Origin of the sequence: Gordonia phthalatica (assembly GCF_001305675.1) — a bacterium.
GTDB lineage: Bacteria > Actinomycetota > Actinomycetes > Mycobacteriales > Mycobacteriaceae > Gordonia > Gordonia phthalatica.
Window position 1 is genome coordinate 667,058 of the sequence record NZ_CP011853.1, and the last position, 16,985, is coordinate 684,042.

General features: G+C 68.5%; 16 protein-coding genes. 9 read left to right on the forward strand and 7 right to left on the reverse strand.

Translation table 11 applies throughout. The features are described from left to right. Positions 1 to 3: 3 nt before the first annotated feature. From ACH46_RS03105 to kstR, 3 genes are all read right to left on the reverse strand, one after another. On the reverse strand, positions 4 to 1,185 hold the full coding sequence (locus tag ACH46_RS03105) for an acyl-CoA dehydrogenase family protein (protein ID WP_062391631.1): 1,182 nt from the start codon (positions 1,183 to 1,185) through the stop codon (positions 4 to 6). Positions 1,186 to 1,392: 207 nt separating this feature from the next. Beyond that, a complete protein-coding gene (locus tag ACH46_RS03110) occupies positions 1,393 to 2,547 on the reverse strand; it encodes a 3-ketosteroid-9-alpha-monooxygenase, oxygenase component (protein ID WP_062391632.1) in 1,155 nt (384 codons plus the stop codon). Positions 2,548 to 2,787: 240 nt separating this feature from the next. Further along, complete coding sequence (kstR, locus tag ACH46_RS03115; RefSeq protein WP_062391633.1) at positions 2,788 to 3,450, reverse strand: cholesterol catabolism transcriptional regulator KstR; 663 nt, start codon at positions 3,448 to 3,450, stop codon at positions 2,788 to 2,790. A 131-nt stretch (positions 3,451 to 3,581) separates the two neighbouring features. Between kstR and ACH46_RS03120 the strand changes: the two genes are divergently transcribed. The 8 genes from ACH46_RS03120 (at position 3,582) to ACH46_RS03155 (ending at position 12,958) form a co-directional block, all read left to right on the forward strand. Beyond that, a complete protein-coding gene (locus tag ACH46_RS03120; RefSeq protein WP_062391634.1) occupies positions 3,582 to 5,756 on the forward strand; it encodes an acyl-CoA dehydrogenase family protein in 2,175 nt (724 codons plus the stop codon). A 100-nt stretch (positions 5,757 to 5,856) separates the two neighbouring features. Continuing rightward, positions 5,857 to 6,948 (forward strand): acyl-CoA dehydrogenase family protein, encoded by a 1,092-nt coding sequence (locus ACH46_RS03125; protein WP_062391635.1) that lies wholly within the window; start codon positions 5,857 to 5,859, stop codon positions 6,946 to 6,948. After that, complete coding sequence (locus tag ACH46_RS03130) at positions 6,939 to 8,105, forward strand: acyl-CoA dehydrogenase family protein (protein ID WP_062391636.1); 1,167 nt, start codon at positions 6,939 to 6,941, stop codon at positions 8,103 to 8,105. The genes ACH46_RS03125 and ACH46_RS03130 overlap by 10 nt, the downstream gene beginning before the upstream one ends. A 10-nt stretch (positions 8,106 to 8,115) precedes the next feature. Continuing rightward, on the forward strand, positions 8,116 to 9,153 hold the full coding sequence (locus tag ACH46_RS03135) for a bifunctional MaoC family dehydratase N-terminal/OB-fold nucleic acid binding domain-containing protein (protein ID WP_062391637.1): 1,038 nt from the start codon (positions 8,116 to 8,118) through the stop codon (positions 9,151 to 9,153). Then, entirely contained in the window at positions 9,150 to 9,566 is a 417-nt protein-coding gene (locus ACH46_RS03140) for a MaoC family dehydratase (RefSeq protein WP_269465035.1), read from the forward strand. The genes ACH46_RS03135 and ACH46_RS03140 overlap by 4 nt, the downstream gene beginning before the upstream one ends. Continuing rightward, positions 9,566 to 10,744 (forward strand): lipid-transfer protein, encoded by a 1,179-nt coding sequence (locus ACH46_RS03145; protein WP_062391638.1) that lies wholly within the window; start codon positions 9,566 to 9,568, stop codon positions 10,742 to 10,744. Before ACH46_RS03140 ends, ACH46_RS03145 begins: the two co-directional genes overlap by 1 nt. 46 nt (positions 10,745 to 10,790) lie before the next feature. Beyond that, the gene (locus ACH46_RS03150; protein ID WP_062391639.1) at positions 10,791 to 12,413 is read left to right on the forward strand and encodes an AMP-binding protein; all 1,623 of its coding nucleotides are present in this window, start codon (positions 10,791 to 10,793) and stop codon (positions 12,411 to 12,413) included. Positions 12,414 to 12,610: 197 nt separating this feature from the next. Continuing rightward, positions 12,611 to 12,958 carry a DUF732 domain-containing protein gene (locus ACH46_RS03155; RefSeq protein ID WP_062391640.1) on the forward strand — a complete coding sequence of 116 codons (348 nt, stop codon included), beginning with the start codon at positions 12,611 to 12,613 and terminating at the stop codon, positions 12,956 to 12,958. Between the two features lie 9 nt (positions 12,959 to 12,967). Here ACH46_RS03155 and ACH46_RS03160 read toward each other — a convergent pair whose 3' ends face one another. Together ACH46_RS03160 and ACH46_RS03165 are read right to left on the reverse strand one after the other, a co-directional pair. Then, the gene (locus ACH46_RS03160) at positions 12,968 to 14,581 is read right to left on the reverse strand and encodes an ABC-F family ATP-binding cassette domain-containing protein (protein ID WP_062391641.1); all 1,614 of its coding nucleotides are present in this window, start codon (positions 14,579 to 14,581) and stop codon (positions 12,968 to 12,970) included. 175 nt (positions 14,582 to 14,756) lie between these two features. Continuing rightward, complete coding sequence (locus tag ACH46_RS03165) at positions 14,757 to 15,209, reverse strand: MarR family winged helix-turn-helix transcriptional regulator (protein WP_062391642.1); 453 nt, start codon at positions 15,207 to 15,209, stop codon at positions 14,757 to 14,759. 98 nt (positions 15,210 to 15,307) lie between these two features. On the opposite strand from ACH46_RS03165, the gene ACH46_RS03170 reads away from it, so the two are divergent. Continuing rightward, positions 15,308 to 15,691: a DUF5313 family protein gene (locus ACH46_RS03170; protein ID WP_062391643.1), complete on the forward strand. Its 384-nt coding sequence runs from the start codon at positions 15,308 to 15,310 to the stop codon at positions 15,689 to 15,691. Positions 15,692 to 15,709: 18 nt separating this feature from the next. On the opposite strand, the gene ACH46_RS03175 is transcribed toward ACH46_RS03170, so the two are convergent. Continuing rightward, positions 15,710 to 16,288, reverse strand: coding sequence for a hypothetical protein (locus tag ACH46_RS03175; protein ID WP_157850991.1), 579 nt, complete (start codon positions 16,286 to 16,288; stop codon positions 15,710 to 15,712). Positions 16,289 to 16,392: 104 nt separating this feature from the next. Next, positions 16,393 to 16,983, reverse strand: a complete 591-nt coding sequence (locus ACH46_RS03180) for a hypothetical protein (protein WP_062391645.1) — start codon at positions 16,981 to 16,983, stop codon at positions 16,393 to 16,395. Positions 16,984 to 16,985: the final 2 nt, after the last annotated feature.

Below are 16,985 nucleotides of genomic sequence, written 5' to 3' on the forward strand. Positions count from 1 at the left end.
GGATCAGATCATCGACGCGAGGTTCGGCGGAACCTCGAAGCCCATCGAGCTGAGTGCGGCCGCGTGCCAGGTGGTGCTCGGCACGTGGATCGCGTGGTTGAGGCCGGCGTGCGCGTCGCGCCAGAAGCGCTGCAGCGGCTGGTCCATGCGCAGGGCGTTGCCGCCCGAGCGCGCGAAGATCTGGTCGACGGCCATCACGGCGCGCCATGCGGAGTGGATCTGCTGCTGGCGGCCTGCGGCGCGACGCTCGAAGTCGACCTCCTTCCCCGCATCGACCAGATCCCAGATCTCGTCGATGTTCGCCAGGAGCGACATGCGAGCGGACTTGATCTCCGCGGCGGCCTCGCCGAGGGCGAACAGGTTGTAGGGGTCGTCCTTGATCGCGACGCCCGACGCACCGATGCGGTTGCGCTGGTAGTCGAGGTGAGCGGCGAGCGCGCCCTCGGCGATGCCGATGACGGCCGAGGTGATGCCCAGCGGGAACATCGCCGACCACGGCATCTTGAAGAGGGTCTTCTCCATGCCGGCTTCGATCTGGGCGGTGCCGTCGATGACGTGGTCACCGTTCATGACGCGGTACGACGGGACGAAGGCGTCCTTGACGATGATGTCCTTGGAGCCGGTGCCCTTCAGGCCGACGACGTTCCAGGAGTCCTCGACGATGGTGTAGTCGCTGCGCGGCAGGATCATGTGGAGCATGGTCGGGGGCATGGCCATCTCGCCCTCGGGGGTGCCGAGCATGGCGCCGAGGAAGATCCAGTCGCAGTGGTCGGTGCCCGAGCTGAACTGCCAGCGGCCGTTGAAGATGTAGCCGCCGTCGACCGGGCGAGCGATGCCGGTGGGCGCGTACGGCGAGGCGATCCAGGTGTTGTCGTCCTCGCCCCAGACCTCTTCCTGCACCTTGGGATCGGCGAACGCCATCTGCCACGGGTGGACGCCGACGATGCCGCACACCCAGCCGGTGGAGCCGTCGAGGCTCGCGGCCTTCATGACGGTCTCGGCGAACTCGCGCGGGTGGGACTCCAGGCCTCCGTAGTTGGCGGGTGCCAGAAGCTTCATGACACCGGAGTCGCGCAGGCCCTTGGCGATCGGGTCCGCGACGCGGGTGAGCTGCTCGTTGGTCTCGGCGCTCTCACGGATCTGATCGGCGATCTCGCCGATGGCGTCGATGGGGCGTGTGGTCATGGGGTCCTCGGTTCTACAGAAGGGATGGGTCGGAGATCGTTCCGCCGTCTGCCGGATGATCACCCGGATGGCTCCATGGTGGCCTGCGTCTCAGTGGCGTGCGAGGGGCGTTCCCGGTCAATGGAACAGGTTCGCGTCGCGTGCGGGGGTCGAACCGCGGAAAAGGGCACCGCTGCGCTGCAGCGGTGCCCTTCCGTCGGAATCCGATCACATGGTGGTGGTGTCCACGACCCGGCCGGCGGCGATGTTCTCGGCCACCTCGGCCTCCCAGCTCTCGACCGCGCGGGTGGTGTCGATCTCGAACTCGAAGCGGTTGGTCATGTCCTCGGTGACGTCCTCGATGTCGACGTAGAACTGCTTGTACCAGCGACGCATCTGGTAGACGGGGCCGTCCTCCTCCGACAGGAGCGGGTTGTCGATGGGCGCCTTGTCCTTCCAGATCTTGACGTCCTGCTCGAAGCCGACCTTGACGCCCTGGGCGAACTGATCGGCCATCGCCTGCGCATCCTCGTCGGACATTCCCTGCGGCTTCTTGACGCTGGCGCCGTACATGAGCACGAAGGAGTTGTTGTCGATCGGGTAGTGGCAGTTGATCAGGTTGGTCTCGATGACCATGTCGTTGGCGTAGCTGCGGAGCACGTCGATCATGTAGGACGGGCCGTAGTAGTACGCCTCGGACTCCAGGCGGGAGTCGGGGTCGTCGTAGTTGGTGCCGCTGGTGATGTCCTCACGCGGCGTCGAGTGCATGATCTGGCCGGCGACGTGGCCCTCGAAGATGTTCTTGAAGAACCGCGGGAACGCGTAGTGCACATAGAAGAAGTGCGCCATGTCGACGTTGTTGTCGACGATCTCGCGGCAGTGCGAACCCTCGATGACCAGGGAGCTCCAGTTCCACTCGGTCCACTCGTCGGTGCCGTAGCCCTCGATCTCCGGGATGGTGACCTCGTCGGTGGGCTTGGATCCCTGGGGGTCGTGCCAGACGAACAGCTGACCGTTGCGCTCGAGCGTGGGCCAGGAGCGGGTCTTGGCGACCGGGGGCACGCGGCGGGCGTAGGGGATGCCGGTGCAGCGGCCGTTGCCGCCCCAGCGCCAGTCGTGGAATGGGCAGGCGATGGAGTCGCCCTTGACCTCGCCGTTGGCGAGGTTGCCGCCCATGTGGCGGCAGTAGGCGTCGAGGATGTGGATCTTGCCGTCGTTCTGGCCCTGGAAGACGACGAGCTGGGTGCCGAAGGCCTTGATCTGGTGGGGCTTGCCGTCGTTGTATTCGGACAGCAGGCCGAGGCAGTGCCAGCCGCGAGCGAATCGCTCGGGGGCTCCGGCCGATTCGATGGACCGGAATTCTTCGTCAGCGGTGGTGGTCATGAATGGTGTCCTCCTCGGTGCCGGTCGGGACTGGGCCGGCGCATCGGGTGTCATCCTGGGCCTCGCCCAGACCATCTCATCGTTATCTGGATCACTCAGGAGGGAAGGATGTGTTCCCGGTCAATGGAACACTGCGATGACAGGAGGTCGATCGGGGGACAGTGCGCAGTGGCGGAAAACGACAGGTCCCGCGACGACAGGCGTCGCGGGACTTCGGCTGATCGAGGGGATTTCGGCTGGTCAGTCCCGGTCGAGAAGCAGCTTGACCGTCAGCTCCATGCGGTTGGTGACGTCGGTGGCCGACGCGCGGCGGGTGAGCCACTGGACCAGGTTCGACATCCAGACGTCCGAGATGACGCGGGCGATGGCGAGTTCCTGTGCTGAAGGCTGGGCCTCGGGGTCGTCGGTGTCCATCATCGCGCCGGCCAGCAGGCGGTCGATGATGTCGGCGACGCGGTTCACCTCGCTGGTGGCCGACGCGTCGGCGAACATGAACGCTCGGGTCATGGCCTCGGTGAGCAGGGGGTCCTTCTGCATCGCGAAGGTGATCATGTCGAGGACGAAGCGAAGTCGTTCCACGGGGTTGTCGCCCTGCAGGACGGTTCGGTCGGCGCGCGACTCCACCTTCTCGAACTCGCGGGCCAGCGCCGTCACCAGCAGGTGGACCTTCGACGGGAAGTAGCGGTAGAGGGTGCCGACGGCGACGTCGGCCTTGTCGGCGACGGCACGCATTTGCACCGCGTCGTAGCCGCCCTTCGAGGCGAGGGCGAGGGTGGCGTCGAGGATGCGGCGGCGGCGTTCGCGCTGTGCCGCCGACCCGACCTCCGCGCCCGACAGCTGGGCGGGAGCGGGCGGGGGAGCCGGAACGTCGGCCTCGGTCTTCGTCGATCCCGCGCCTGCCATAGAAATTCGTCTCCTCGTTGCCGTGCATCTCCCTGCCGCCGGTTGGCAGCGACGGGAAGATCGTGTACACCCAATGAATATTAGAACAGGTTCTAATTGGTGTTACCAACAAAATCGCGGAGGAGATCTCGGTGACAATCGCCACGTCAGCGGACCAACGGGTCGTAGTCGACAGTATCGCCGCCTGGGCTCGGGCGCGGGAGGTGCGTGCGGCGGTTCGCAGTGATCTCGACGATTCCGCCGCGTCGTGGCGTCCGCTGTGGCAGCAGATCGCCGACCTCGGGCTGTTCGCCGCCGGCGTCCCCGAGCGATTCGGCGGCGCCGACGGCACCGTCGAGGACGTCGCGGTGATGCTCTCCGCATGCGGCGAGGAACTGGTTCCGGGGCCGCTCGCGGCCTCTGTCGCGACCGCGTACGTGCTCGCCGCCCAGGAGAACCCGCTGGCAGAGGCGGTGCTGGCGGGGGAGCGTCCGGTGGTCGTGCCTGCGTCCGCGTATGCGGACGCGGCGGGCTTCGGGCTGGGCGACGACGGTCGTGCGGACCTCGGGCTGGTCCCGGGTTTCGTGCCGGACGCATTGATCGTCGCGCCCGTGAAGTCGGGCGACGGTCGTGCGGTCTGGCGCGTCATCGACCCGTTGACCTGCGGTGTCGAGACCGAAGCGGTCGACGGACCGCTCGACGGCACCGCGGTCCCGGTCTCGGTCCGGCTGACCGGGGTCTTGACCGACGCGCTGATCGAGATCGGCGACGGCGACCTGTTCGTCGCTCTCCTGCACCTCGGCGTCGTCGCCTATCAGGCCGGCGTGGCCCGCCACGCGCTGACGACCGCTGTCGAGTACGCGAAGGTCCGCACGCAGTTCGGCGCGCCCATCGGTTCGTTCCAGGCCGTGAAGCAAATCTGTGCCGACATGCTCTGCCGCAGCGAGCAGCTGGGGGCGGCCGCCTGGGACCTGGCGCGGGCGCTCGACGACGCAGTGGACGACCCGACCGACGATCGGGCTGCGCAGGTGGAGTTGAGCCGACTGGCCGCGGTGGTCCTGACCGCCGACCTGGCGCAGGCCAACGCCAAAGACGCGATCCAGGTACTCGGCGGCATCGGCTTCACCTTCGAGCACGACGCTCACCTGGACCTGCGGTCGTCGCTGGCCGCACGGATGCTGCTCGGGGCGGGGGAGGCGCAGCGCGTCGAACTCGCACGACTCGGCCGCGAGGGTCGCCGGCGCGAGTTCTCCCTGGACCTGGTCGACGCTGAGGCGCAGCGCCCCGCCATCGCGGCGACCGCCGACGCCATCGCCGCGGCGGCACCCGACGCCCGTCGCGCCGAACTGGCGCGCACGGGCTTCCTGGCGCCGCACTGGCCGGCCCCGTACGGGCTGTCGGCCGACCCGGCGCTGCAGCTGCTGATCGACTCCGAACTCGACCGCGTCGGCGTGGTCCGTCCCGACCTGGTGATCGCGGGCTGGGCGCTCCCCACGATCCTGGAGCACGGCACCGACCTGCAGCGCGAGACGTTCGTCGCGCCGACTCTCGCAGGCGACATCCGGTGGTGCCAGCTCTTCAGTGAACCGGAGGCCGGTAGCGACCTCGCGTCCCTGCGGACCCGTGCGGTCCGGACCGACGGCGGCTGGCTGCTGACCGGGCAGAAGATCTGGACGTCGGAGGCGCAGATGTCCCAGTGGGCGGTCTGCCTCGCCCGCACCAACCCGGACGTCCCCAAGCATCAGGGCATCACCTACTTCCTCGTCGACATGGCGGCGGCCGGCATCGACATCCGCCCGCTGCGCGAGCTGACCGGTCGCGCCATGTTCAACGAGGTCTTCCTCGACAACGTCTTCGTTCCCGACGAGATGGTGGTCGGCGAGGTCGACAACGGGTGGCGGCTGGCGCGCACGACACTCGCCAACGAGCGGGTCGCCATGGGCGGGTCGGGCCTCGGCAAGGAGGTCGACTCGCTGCTGCGTCAGCTCGATGCCGCCGACATGGACCTCACGCAGGCGCAGACCCTGACGCTCGGCGGGATCATCGCCGATGCCCACATCGGCCGCGTGATGGATGCGCGGTCGGTGGCCCAGCGACTCAGCGGTACCGACCCCGGCGCCACGTCGAGCGTTCGGAAGCTGATCGGCGTGGTGCACCGCCAGGCGGTTCCGGAGTTCGCGACCGATCTGCTCGGCACGGCCGGGCTGGCGGCGAGCGCGGCTACCGGGTTCCTGTTGCTGAACCGCTGTCTGTCGATCGCCGGCGGCACCAGTCAGATCCTGAAGAACGCGGCCGCTGAGCGGATTCTGGGCCTCCCGCGCGGCTGATTCGCCGGTAGAAGTCCTGGATGTGGCCGCTTTGTGACGGCGGTCTCGATCCATCTGATATGAATAAATAGAACACGTTCTAATTTTGAGGAGGAGCCGGGTGGATTTCGCCCTGGAGCCCGCCGCCGCTGCGGTCCGCGACGTCGCCGACGAGGTGATCAAGCGGCTGCAGCCCGACTGGGAGAGCAAGTTCGCCGACGACCTCGGCGGCTTCGATCATGCCGCGTGGGAGGCGCTCGTCGCGTCCGGCGTCACCGTTCTGCCGCTGCCGGAATCGCTCGGCGGTGACGACCTGCAGATCGACGCGCTGGTCCCGTTGATGCAGCGGGCCGGGCACGACGCCGTCGTCGCACCGCTCATCGGAACCCTCGTGTCCGCACTGATGCTCGCGCGGTCGCCGGAGGCTAGTGCTCACGGTCGCTCCATCGCGGAGGGCGGCTGGCATGCCGTCGCGATCGGGGAGAACGGTCGTGCGCTCGGCGAACGACCCGCCGCGACCCTCACCGGAACGGTCGACGGTGCCCGCCTCGACGGCGTCAAGACCGGCGTCCTCGCCGCCGAGGGCGCCGCCGCGATCGTCGTCGCCGCCGACCGCGGCACCGTCATCGTCCCGGCCGACGCACCGGGTGTCACGATCACCCGCACCGCGTCGTCGTCCGGTCAGGGCGAGTACCGGGTGGTGTTCGACGCCGTCGAGATCCCGGTCGCCGACATCCTCGACCACGGCCCGCGTGCGGCGGTCGACGCCTACCGCGCGCTGCTCGCGGCCTACGCCGACGGCCTCGTCGCCGGCGCCATCGCCCGCACCGCGACGCACGTGTCGACCCGCGAGCAGTTCGGCAAGCCGATCGCCGCGTTCCAGGCCGTCGGCCAGCAGCTCGCCGACGTGTACGTGGTCTCGCGGACCATGAATCTGGTGGCGACCGCGGCCGCCTGGGATCTCGCCAACGGATCCGACGCGTCGGCCGACCTCGCGACCGCGATGTACTGGGTCTCCGCCGAACTCCCCGCCACCCTGCGCACCATGACGCACCTGCACGGCGGGATCGGCGTGGACGTCACGTACCCACTGCACCGGTACTTCTCGCTGGTCAAGGACTTCGCGCGCCTCGCAGGCGGTGCGCACCAGACCCTGGACGTCCTCGCCGACGAGACCGTCCCGACCGGACGGGAGGCCGCCGCATGTTCGTAGCGTTCACCGACGAGCAGATCGCACTCCGCGACGAGCTCCGCACCTACTTCGCCGGCCTCATCAGCCCCGACGAGGAGCGCACCATGCGCACCGAGCGGCACGGCCCCACCTACCGGAACGTCATCGCCCGCATGGGCGCGGACGGCTGGTTGGGCGTCGGCTGGCCGACCGAGTTCGGCGGCAAGGGCTTCGGCGAGATCGAGCAGCAGATCTTCACCAACGAGGCCGTCCGAGCCGACATCCCGCTGCCGTCGGTCACCCTGCAGACCGTGGGTCCCACCCTGCAGCGCTACGGCACCCAGGAGCAGAAGGACTTCTTCCTCCCGAAGATCCTCGAGGGCACCGTCCACTTCGCGATCGGCTACACCGAGCCCGACGCGGGCACCGACCTCGCGTCGCTCACCACGCGCGCGGTCGTCGACCCGGCGACCGGCGACTACATCGTCAACGGCCAGAAGATCTTCACCACCGGCGGCCACGACGCCGACTACATCTGGCTGGCCTGCCGCACGGATGCGGACGCCCCCAAGCACAAGGGCATCTCGATCCTCATCGTGGACACGAAGGATCCGGGCTTCACCTGGACGCCGATCATCACCGCCGACGGCGCCCACCACGTCAACGCCACCTACTACAACGACGTCCGCGTGCCCGCGAGCATGCGCGTGTGCGAGGAGGGCGACGGCTGGAAGCTGATCACCACGCAGCTCAACCACGAACGCGTCATGCTCGGGCCGTCGGGCCGCATCGGCGGACTCGAAGACCGCGTCCGCGCCTGGGCCACCGCCGCCCAGCACGAGGGCGCGCCCGTCATCGAGCACCAGCGCGTGCGTCGGCTGCTCGCCCAGATCGGCGCCTACGAACGGCTCAACGAACTGCTCAACTGGCAGGTCGCGTCGAACGGGGAGATCTCGATGGCCGACGCCGCCGCGACCAAGGTGTTCTCCACCGAACGACTGCAGGTGATCTACCGGCTGATCGACGACGTCGTCGGGCACTACGGCGACTTCTCCGACCCGGTGACCGCCGAGTTCGTCGACTGGCTCGACATGCAGGCCAAACGCAACGTCGTCATCACCTTCGGCGGCGGCGTCAACGAGGTCATGCGCGACATGATCGGCACGGCCGGGCTCGGCCTGCCCCGGATCAAGCGATAGGGGACCGGACATGACCCTCACACCCCAGTCCACGCCGGAGGAGATCCTCGCGGCCGCCGAGACCGTCAAGGCTCGCGGCGCCAGCGCCCCGCGCGCCGGCCGCGATCCCATCAACCAGCCGATGATCAACAACTGGTTGGAGGCGATGGAGGACGCCAACCCGATCTACGTCGACGACGACGCCGCCCGCGCCGCCGGGCACCCGGGCGTCGTCGCGCCGCCCGCCATGGCGCAGGTCTGGACCATGCGCGGCCTGCACGGCACGCGCACCGACGACGATCCGCTGGGCCTGGCCACGGAGCTCTTCGACGACGCCGGCTACACCTCGGTGGTCGCCACCAACTGCGACACCGTCTATCACCGCTACACCCGGCCGGGTGAGGAGGTGACCATCTCGTCGGAGCTGACCGACGTGGTGGGCCCCAAGCAGACCGCACTCGGCGAGGGCTGGTTCTTCACCACGCGCAACACCTGGCGGGTGCGGGCGAGCGGAGCGACGGGGGACGATGCAGGCGAGACGGTCGCCGAGATGGACTTCCGGATCCTCAAGTTCCGGCCCGCGGCTGCTGCGCCCGCTGAGGCCGAGTCCGCGTCGGCGTACGACGACCTCGATCCCACCAAGCTGATCCGGCCGTCCGCCTCCCGCGACACCCAGTTCTTCTGGGACGGCGTCGCCGCGCACGAACTGCGGATCCAGAAGCTCCCGGACGGCTCGCTCCATCACCCGCCGATCCCCGCGACGTGGACCGAGCGCGACGCCGACGGTCGGTTCCCCGGCACCGACTACGTCGTCGCCTCGGGCACCGGCACCGTCTACAGCTACGTCGTGCACCACGCCCCGCGCGTGCCCGGTCGCGAACTGCCGTTCGTCGTCGCGCTCGTGGAACTCGACGAGGGCGTCCGAATGCTCGGTCAGCTCCGCGGTGTGGACCCCGAGACCGTCGCCATCGGCCAGCCGGTCGAGGTGGAGTTCCTCGACTTCCCGGCCGACGACGACAACGACCAGCCCTGGCACCTGTACGCCTGGCGGGCGAAGGAGGCGAAGTGAGCACCACGAGTACCGAGGTGGGGACCATCGAGGTGGGGCAGGCCCTGCCACCGCTGGTGATCGACGCGACCCCGACGTTCGTCGTCGCGACCGCCCTGGCGACCCGCGACTTCCAGGACGTCCACCACGACCGCGACCTGGCCCACCAGAAGGGCTCCAAGGACATCTTCGTCAACATCCTGACGGACACGGGTCTGGTGGAGCGTTTCGTCACCGACTGGGCGGGCCCGCGCGCCCGGATCACCGGCATCAAGCTCAAGCTCGGCGTGCCCTGGTACGCCTACGACACCCTCACCTTCACCGGCGAGGTCACCGCGGTGGACGGGAGCGCGATCACCGTCGCGGTGACCGGCACCAACGCTCTCGGCAAGCATGTGATCTCCACGGTCACCTTCACCCGCGAGGAGGCGTGATGACCGACCGCACCCTGTCCGGGAAGGCGGCGATCGCCGGCATCGGCGCCACCGACTTCTCCAAGAACTCCGGCCGCAGCGAACTGCGACTGGCCGCCGAATGCGTCAACGCCGCGCTCGCCGACGCGGGTCTGACCGCCGCCGACGTCGACGGCCTGGTGACCTTCACGATGGACACCAACATGGAGATCGCCGTCGCCCGCGCCACCGGCATCCCCGAACTGAAGTACTTCTCGCGGATCCACTACGGCGGCGGGGCCGCTGCGTCGACCGTGCAGCAGGCGGCCATGGCCGTCGCGACCGGCGTGTGCGACGTCGTGGTCGCCTACCGCGCCTTCAACGAGCGGTCGGGGCATCGCTTCGGTCAGGTCAGCAAGGACGTCGCCAACCAGGCCAACTCCTCGGGCGCCGACAACGCCTTCTCGTATCCCCACGGCCTCTCGACGCCCGCTGGGTTCGTCGCGATGGTCGCGCAGCGCTACATGCACGAGTACGGCGCCACCAGCGAGGACTTCGGTCGCATCGCCGTCGTCGACCGCAAGCACGCCGCCGTGAACCCGAACGCCTTCTTCTACGGCAAGCCGATCACCCTCGAGGACCACCAGAACTCGCGGTACATCGCCGAGCCGCTGCATCTGCTGGACTGCTGTCAGGAGTCCGACGGCGGCGTGGCACTCGTCATCGTCTCGCCCGAACGCGCCAGGGACCTGAAGCAGAAGCCGGTCACGATCGCCGGCGCGGCGTCGGGCAGCGGTCGCGACCAGTTCATCATGACCAGCTACTACCGCGATGCGCTGCCGGAGCTGGAGGAGATGGGCCTGGTCGGGCGACAGCTGTACGCGCAGTCCGGGCTCGGGCCGTCGGACATCGACATGGCCGTCCTCTACGACCACTTCACGCCCTACACGCTGATCCAGCTCGAGGAGCTGGGCTTTTGTGAACGCGGCGAGGCGAAGGACTTCGTCTCCCAGCCCGGCGCATTGGAGGTCGGCGGCGCGCTGCCGCTGAACACGCACGGCGGCCAGCTCGGCGAGGCCTACATCCACGGGATGAACGGCATCGCCGAGGGCGTGCGCCAGCTGCGCGGCACCTCCGTCAACCAGGTCGACGGCGCCGAGCGCGTCCTCGTCACCGCGGGCGCCGGCGTGCCCACCTCCGGCCTCATCCTCACCGCCTGACCCACCACGTCCGACTCGTCGGCCCTCCCAAGGAGATCTAAGAAAGATGAAGTTCAACCTCGCAGACGTCTTCGAGACCGTCGCCGACGCCGTATCCGACCGCGTGGTCCTCACGTGGGAAGGCCAGGACATCACCTATGCCGAGCTGGATCGGCTGGCCAACCAGGTGGCGCACAACTTCGCCGCCCACGGTGTCGGCAAGGACGACAACGTCGCCCTGTACCTCAAGAACAGCGTCGAGCACGTCACCTCGCTGCTCGGCCTGATCAAGATCCGCGCGGTCCCGGTCAACGTCAACTACCGCTACACCGACGCCGAGCTGGAGTACATCTTCGACAACTCCGACTCCGCCGCCATCGTCGTCGAACTTCCCGAGCATCAGCGCAGCGTCGCCGAGCTCATGCCGAAACTGCCGGAGCTGCGCACCGTCTTCGTCCTCGGCGACGTGGTGGACGAGTTGACCGCCGCGGCCGCTGCGCTGGACGGTCGGACCGTCGAGATCGTCGATTTCAACGAGTTCCAGGGCCGGCCCACCGAGCGCGATTTCGAGGCCCGCACCGGTGAGGAGATCTACATGATCTACACCGGCGGCACCACCGGCTACCCGAAGGGCGTCATGTGGCAGCACGACGACTTCTTCCGCAAGCCGATCTCCGGCGGCAACCCGTACGGTCCGCCGCGCGCCGACCTCGCGGAGCTGGCCAAGGAAGTCCAGAACTTCCCGTCGATGTCGTTCCTCATCGCCGCGCCGCTGATGCACGGTGCCGCGTCGTACTCGCTGTTCACGTTCATCTCGCTGGGCAGTCGCCTGATCCTGGAGCGCGACTTCGACGCGGCCAAGATCATCCGCAACATCGGCCGCGACAAGACCCAGATGATCCTGATCGTCGGCGACGCCATGGGCATGCCGCTGGTCGACGAGATGGAGAAGCAGAAGGACACCGCAGACTTCTCCACCCTGTTCTCGGTCACCTCCGGCGGTGCGCTGTGGAGCCAGAGCTGCCGCGAACGGATGCTCGCGGTCAAGCCCGACCTGCTGCTGCGCGACAACTTCGGCGCCTCCGAGTCGGGCAACGACGGCGAGATCAAGATGGACGAGAACGGCAACCTGATGGTGCCGCCGACCGACCGCATGATGGTCGTCGACGAGAAGTTCGAGCGGATCACCGAGCCCAACCAGGTCGGGCACATCGCGCGCATCGGCAACATTCCGCTCGGCTACTACAAGGACCCGGAGAAGACCGCCCGCACGTTCCCGACACTGGAAGACGGCACGCGGATCTCGGTGCTCGGCGACATGGGCTACGTCCGCGAGGACGGCAGCATCATCTTCCTGGGCCGCGGCAGCCAGTGCATCAACACCGGCGGCGAGAAGGTCTATGCCGAAGAGGTCGAGGGTGCGCTGCACGCCCACCCGGCCGTCGCCGACGCGCTGGTCGTGCCCGCGCCGGATCCCAAGTACGGGCAGCGGGTCGCCGCCGTGATCTCGCTGAAGCCCGGGGCCGCCGAGCCGTCGCTGGAGGAGATCCAGGAGCACGCCCGCAAGACCCTCGCCCGCTACAAGGTGCCGCGCACCGTCGTCATCGTCGACGAAGTCAAGCGCAGCCCCGCGGGCAAGGCCGACTACAAGTGGGCCAAGGCTACGGCCGCCGACGGGGTCACCGTCTGACGGAGTCATCGACCGACTCTTCTGAAACCGCGCAACGTTGGCGCTTTTCGTCGCATCCAGTACGACGAAAAGCGCCAACGTGCGTCGTTTTCGGCTCGGTTCGCCGAGCCCGCCGCATCGGTATCTCGCGTCGCGACTCTTCGGGCGTTCGGTCGGTCTAGACTTCGATGACTTGTTCCCGACTGAACGGACAGACGATGAAATTCCGGGTTCTTCTGGCGGCTCCGCTGATCGCGGGCGTCGCACTCCTGTCGGCGTGCGGCGGCAGTGACGACAGCGGTTCGGCGGACAAATCCGACGCCGCGACTCAGACCTATCTGAAGGTCGTGAACTCGTCGGGCACGTCGTTCGCGAACGATGACGACGCAGTCGACGCAGGTAAGAAGGTCTGCTCCGACCTGAAGTCCGGGACCTCCATGCTCGACGTCACCAAGGATCTGGAGTCGAAGGCCGGCGGGCAACAGCAGGCGATGATGGTCGCCAGCGCGGCGATCGGCGCGTTCTGCCCCGATCAGCTGGACAAGGTCGGCGCGCCCCACAACTGAGCCCGCTTCTCACGGCAGTTCGGCGCGCTGCTGCAGGCCGCCGTCGCCGTCGAGTTCCACGACGGTGTCCAGCCCCAGTGTCTGCAGGAACGGATAGTCGTGGCTCACGACGATGAGGGCGCCGCGGTAGGCGTTGAGGGCCTCGGCGAGGTGCTCCACGCTGGCGACGTCCAGGTTGTTGGTGGGCTCATCGAGGATCAGCACCTGTGACGGCGGCTCCGCGAACAGCAGCTTGGCCAGGCAGACACGGAATCGTTCGCCGCCGGACAGGGTCGACACCGGGCGATCGACGGCGGCACCGCGCAGCAGCAGTCGCGCGAGGTGATTCCGGATCTGACCGGACTCGGCATCCGGTGCCACCGCATGCACGTTGTCGAGTGCGCTGGCGTCTTCGTCGAGGCCGTCCAACCGCTGCGGCAGGTAGCCCGCGCGGTCGGTGAGGAGCGTGCCGCCGATGTGGCCTGCGGTCGGCTCGGCACCGGTCACCATCTGTTCCAGAAGGGTGGTCTTGCCCGCGCCGTTGGGGCCGACGACCGCCACGCGTTCGGGCCCCTGCACGATCACCGTGCGGTCGCCGTCGGTGAACTCGGCGATCCGTCGGCTGCGCGGGACTGCGGGGTCGGGGAGTTCCAGACTGATGTGGTCGTCGTCCCGGAGGCGGGCGTCAGCGGCGTCGACCGCGGCCTGCGCGGCGTCGACCCGCTGGTCGAGCCCGGACCGCAGCGAGGCTGCCGAGTTCTGCGCGTTGTTCGCGCGCATCCCCTGAATGATCTTGGGGATGCCGCCGTCGCGCGCCGCCTTCTTCGCGGTGCGCTCCCGGCGAGCGAGCTTGGTCTCGGCCTCGACCCGCTGCCGCTTCTCGGTCTTCAAGGTCTGCTGGGCACTGCGTGCGGCCTGCGCGGCGGCGGCCTGCTCTTGCTCCAGGTGTGCCTTCCACTCGCTGTAGGGGCCGCCGAAGGTCTCGACCCGGCCGGCGTGCAGTTCGGCGGTGTGCTGCATCCGCTCCAGCAGTTCCAAGTCGTGGCTGACGACCACCAGAGTGCCCGGCCAGTCGTCGATCATCTCCGCGAGCCGTGCGCGGGTGGGGCGGTCCAGATTGTTGGTGGGTTCGTCGAGCAGGGTGACGGCAGTGCGCCGCAGGCGGAGGCCGGTGACCGCGACCAGCATTGCCTCGCCGCCGGAGAGTTCGGCGACGCTGCGATCGAGGTCCGCAGCAGAGAAACCGATGCGGCTCAACCCCTCGTCGGCGCGGGCCTCGATGTCCCAGTCGTCGCCGATCACGTCGAAGTGCTTCGGATCGGCGTCGCCGGACTCGATGGCCCGCAGCGCGGTCAGCACGTCGGCGATGCCGAGCAGATCGGCGACCGTGGCGGAGGCGGCGAGGGTCAGGTCCTGCGGCAGGTAACCGACGTCGCCCGCGACGTCGATCCGACCGGACGTCGGTGTGAGTCGCCCGGCGATCAGCTTGAGCAGCGTGGACTTTCCGGAGCCGTTGCGGCCGACGAGGCCGGTCCGGCCGGGGTTGAACGCGCCGTCGACGCCGGACAGCGCGATGCTGCCGTCGGGCCAGGCGAAGGAGACGTCGCGCAGAGTGATCGACGACGCGGAGGAACTGGAAGACATGGAGGAGGTCCTTCTACAGAGGAAGTCGTCGCGCGCTCAGACAGGCGCGACGGACTGTGGACAGACGGGTGCCGTGTGACGGCGTCAGATTCTGTCGACCTCGATCTCCACGTCGGCCACCCTACCTGACGTGACTCTGCGGGTGCACTCGAATATCGGTCGGGGCTCGGGCCGGTCAGTCCTTCTCCGATGCGACGGCCGCCGCATTCACCTTCGTCAGGACCGCGTGCAGTTCCTCCAGGAGAGGAAGGTCGCCACCGAGGGCGTCGACCACCTGGCCGGGGATCGCGAGGGCCTGGTTGCGCAGTTCGACGCCGGCGTCGGTGAGGTGGATCTCGACGCTGCGCTCGTCGGCTCCGCTGCGTCGTCGTTCGATGACGCCGTCGGCCTCAAGGCGCTTGAGCATGGGGGACAGGGTCGCCGAGTCGAGCTGCAGTAGCCGCCCGATCTCCTTCACCGGTAGGGGCGCGTGCTGCCAGAGGGTCAGCATCACCAGGTACTGCGGATGCGTGAGGCCGAGCGGTTCCAGGATCCGCCGATAGACGCGCAGCACTGAACGATTGGCGAGGGCGAGTGCGAAGCACACCTGACGTTCCAGCAGCAGCGGGTTTCCAGCGATCGCGGTCATGGCCCGATTCTACGACCGATCGAGTAGCGCGCGATTGAATCGTGCTGTAAGTTGCGTGATATTCAATCGCACGCGATTTATTTTCGAGAGGTTCGACGATGAGCGGTCGCCCGAATCCGATTCAGTGGGTCAGGTACGCCTACGGCCACACCCTGCCCGAGAGCAAACGGGAGTGGGTGCGCAACGATCTCACCGGCCCGATGGCCACCCCGCGGCACCTGATCCGCACGCAGTTCGCCTTCCTGCCGCTGTACCTGGCGATGTTCTTCGCCTTCGACGGTGCGGTGTGGATCCGGGCGCTGATGGTGCTGCTCGCGGTGCTGCTGGCGCTGATCTTCTCCGCCGCCTACATGGCACAGAATCGGGTGGTGCGGCTCCGCAAGCACGACCTCGGGTTCTCGCCGCTCACACAGCGACAGCGCGTTCAGGCCGACGCCGCGACCGAACGCTACCGCGAGATGTACGTGTCCCGTCGCGCCTGACGCCCCGGTGGTCGCGGGTCACGACGTCGCCAGAACACCGTTCTGCACCGTGAACCAGGCGTCGGGTGAGGTGCAGGTGATCGAATTGTTCGGCCGGGCGGTGCACGCGAGGTCGCCGAAGGTGAGTCGGCTGCCCGCGGGCAGATCGGGCGCCGCGGCGGGACCGCCCTCGACGATCGTCGGTTCGGTGCCCTCGTTGGTCAGCACGATCGCGTTCGGCTGTCCGTTGAAGACGTCGACGCTGATGGTCGGTGCGTCGGGCGGGAACGGCGCCGAGCAGGTGATGCGGGCGGTGAGGCCGTTCATCGCCGGGCTCAGGGAGCATTCGCGCAGGGGGTCGTGCGCATAGCTCCACCGGAAGGCGCCGGGGCTGCCTGCCACCGCGTACGCGGCGGGATCGGCCTCGGTGGCGGGCGTGGTCGGAGTGAGCGGTACCGAGGTGATGGTGATCGTCGACGTCCCGGCGGGCGACGGTGTCACCGCCGTGATGCCGGGAGGCGTGCTGGAATCGCTCGCCGGCTGAGCATCGGAACCGCACGCGACCAGCGCGCCGGCGGCGACGACAGCCAGTCCGGACACGGTCCAGAGCCTCTTCACGCCGTCCCCCTCCCGGAATCCCACTTGCCCGGATTCCTCCGCTTCGTTGTTCTGTCTGAGGTTACCCGCACGCTCGGACGAAATCGCCGTGCGTCCGTGATGGATCAGAGGTCGGCCAGTCGCGTTCGGATTGCCGCCCACCGGCGGTGGGCGCGCTGCTGGTGGGCGGTCATCGCCGCCCAGTGCTCGGCCAGGTCGGCGGTCGCGGACTCCTCGGCCACCAGACCCATGCGCGCCAGCAGACCGGCGTAGCCCCGCCGATACCAGCGGTCGATCAACGCTGCGGCCAGGTGCGGGACGTCGGCACCGCCCGGCAGCGGTCCGGGGCCGGACGGGGCGGCGATCTCCAGAATCACTCCGCGCAGCGCAGTCCGGGCGCGGGGATCGTCGATCCCCTCGGACAGCAGGGTCGGGGTCACCGGCAGGCCGTCGTCGACGCGGGCGGTGATCGCGGTGAAGAGGGTGTCGTGGATCGGCCGGAGGAACAGGCCGCTCGCGACGGGCAGATGATCGTCCGACCGCGGCCGGTCGGCGGGTGCGCCGACGATCGCCGTCACGGTCGCCGTCGTCATCGCGTCGGGCGCCCAGATCAGTGAGGTCAGGAACTCCAGCTCCAGGCGGATCGCGTCGTCGATGTCGTCGGGCGACGACGGCGTGCCCGGCGCGATCGACGTCTCTCCGACGTGCTCGTCCATCG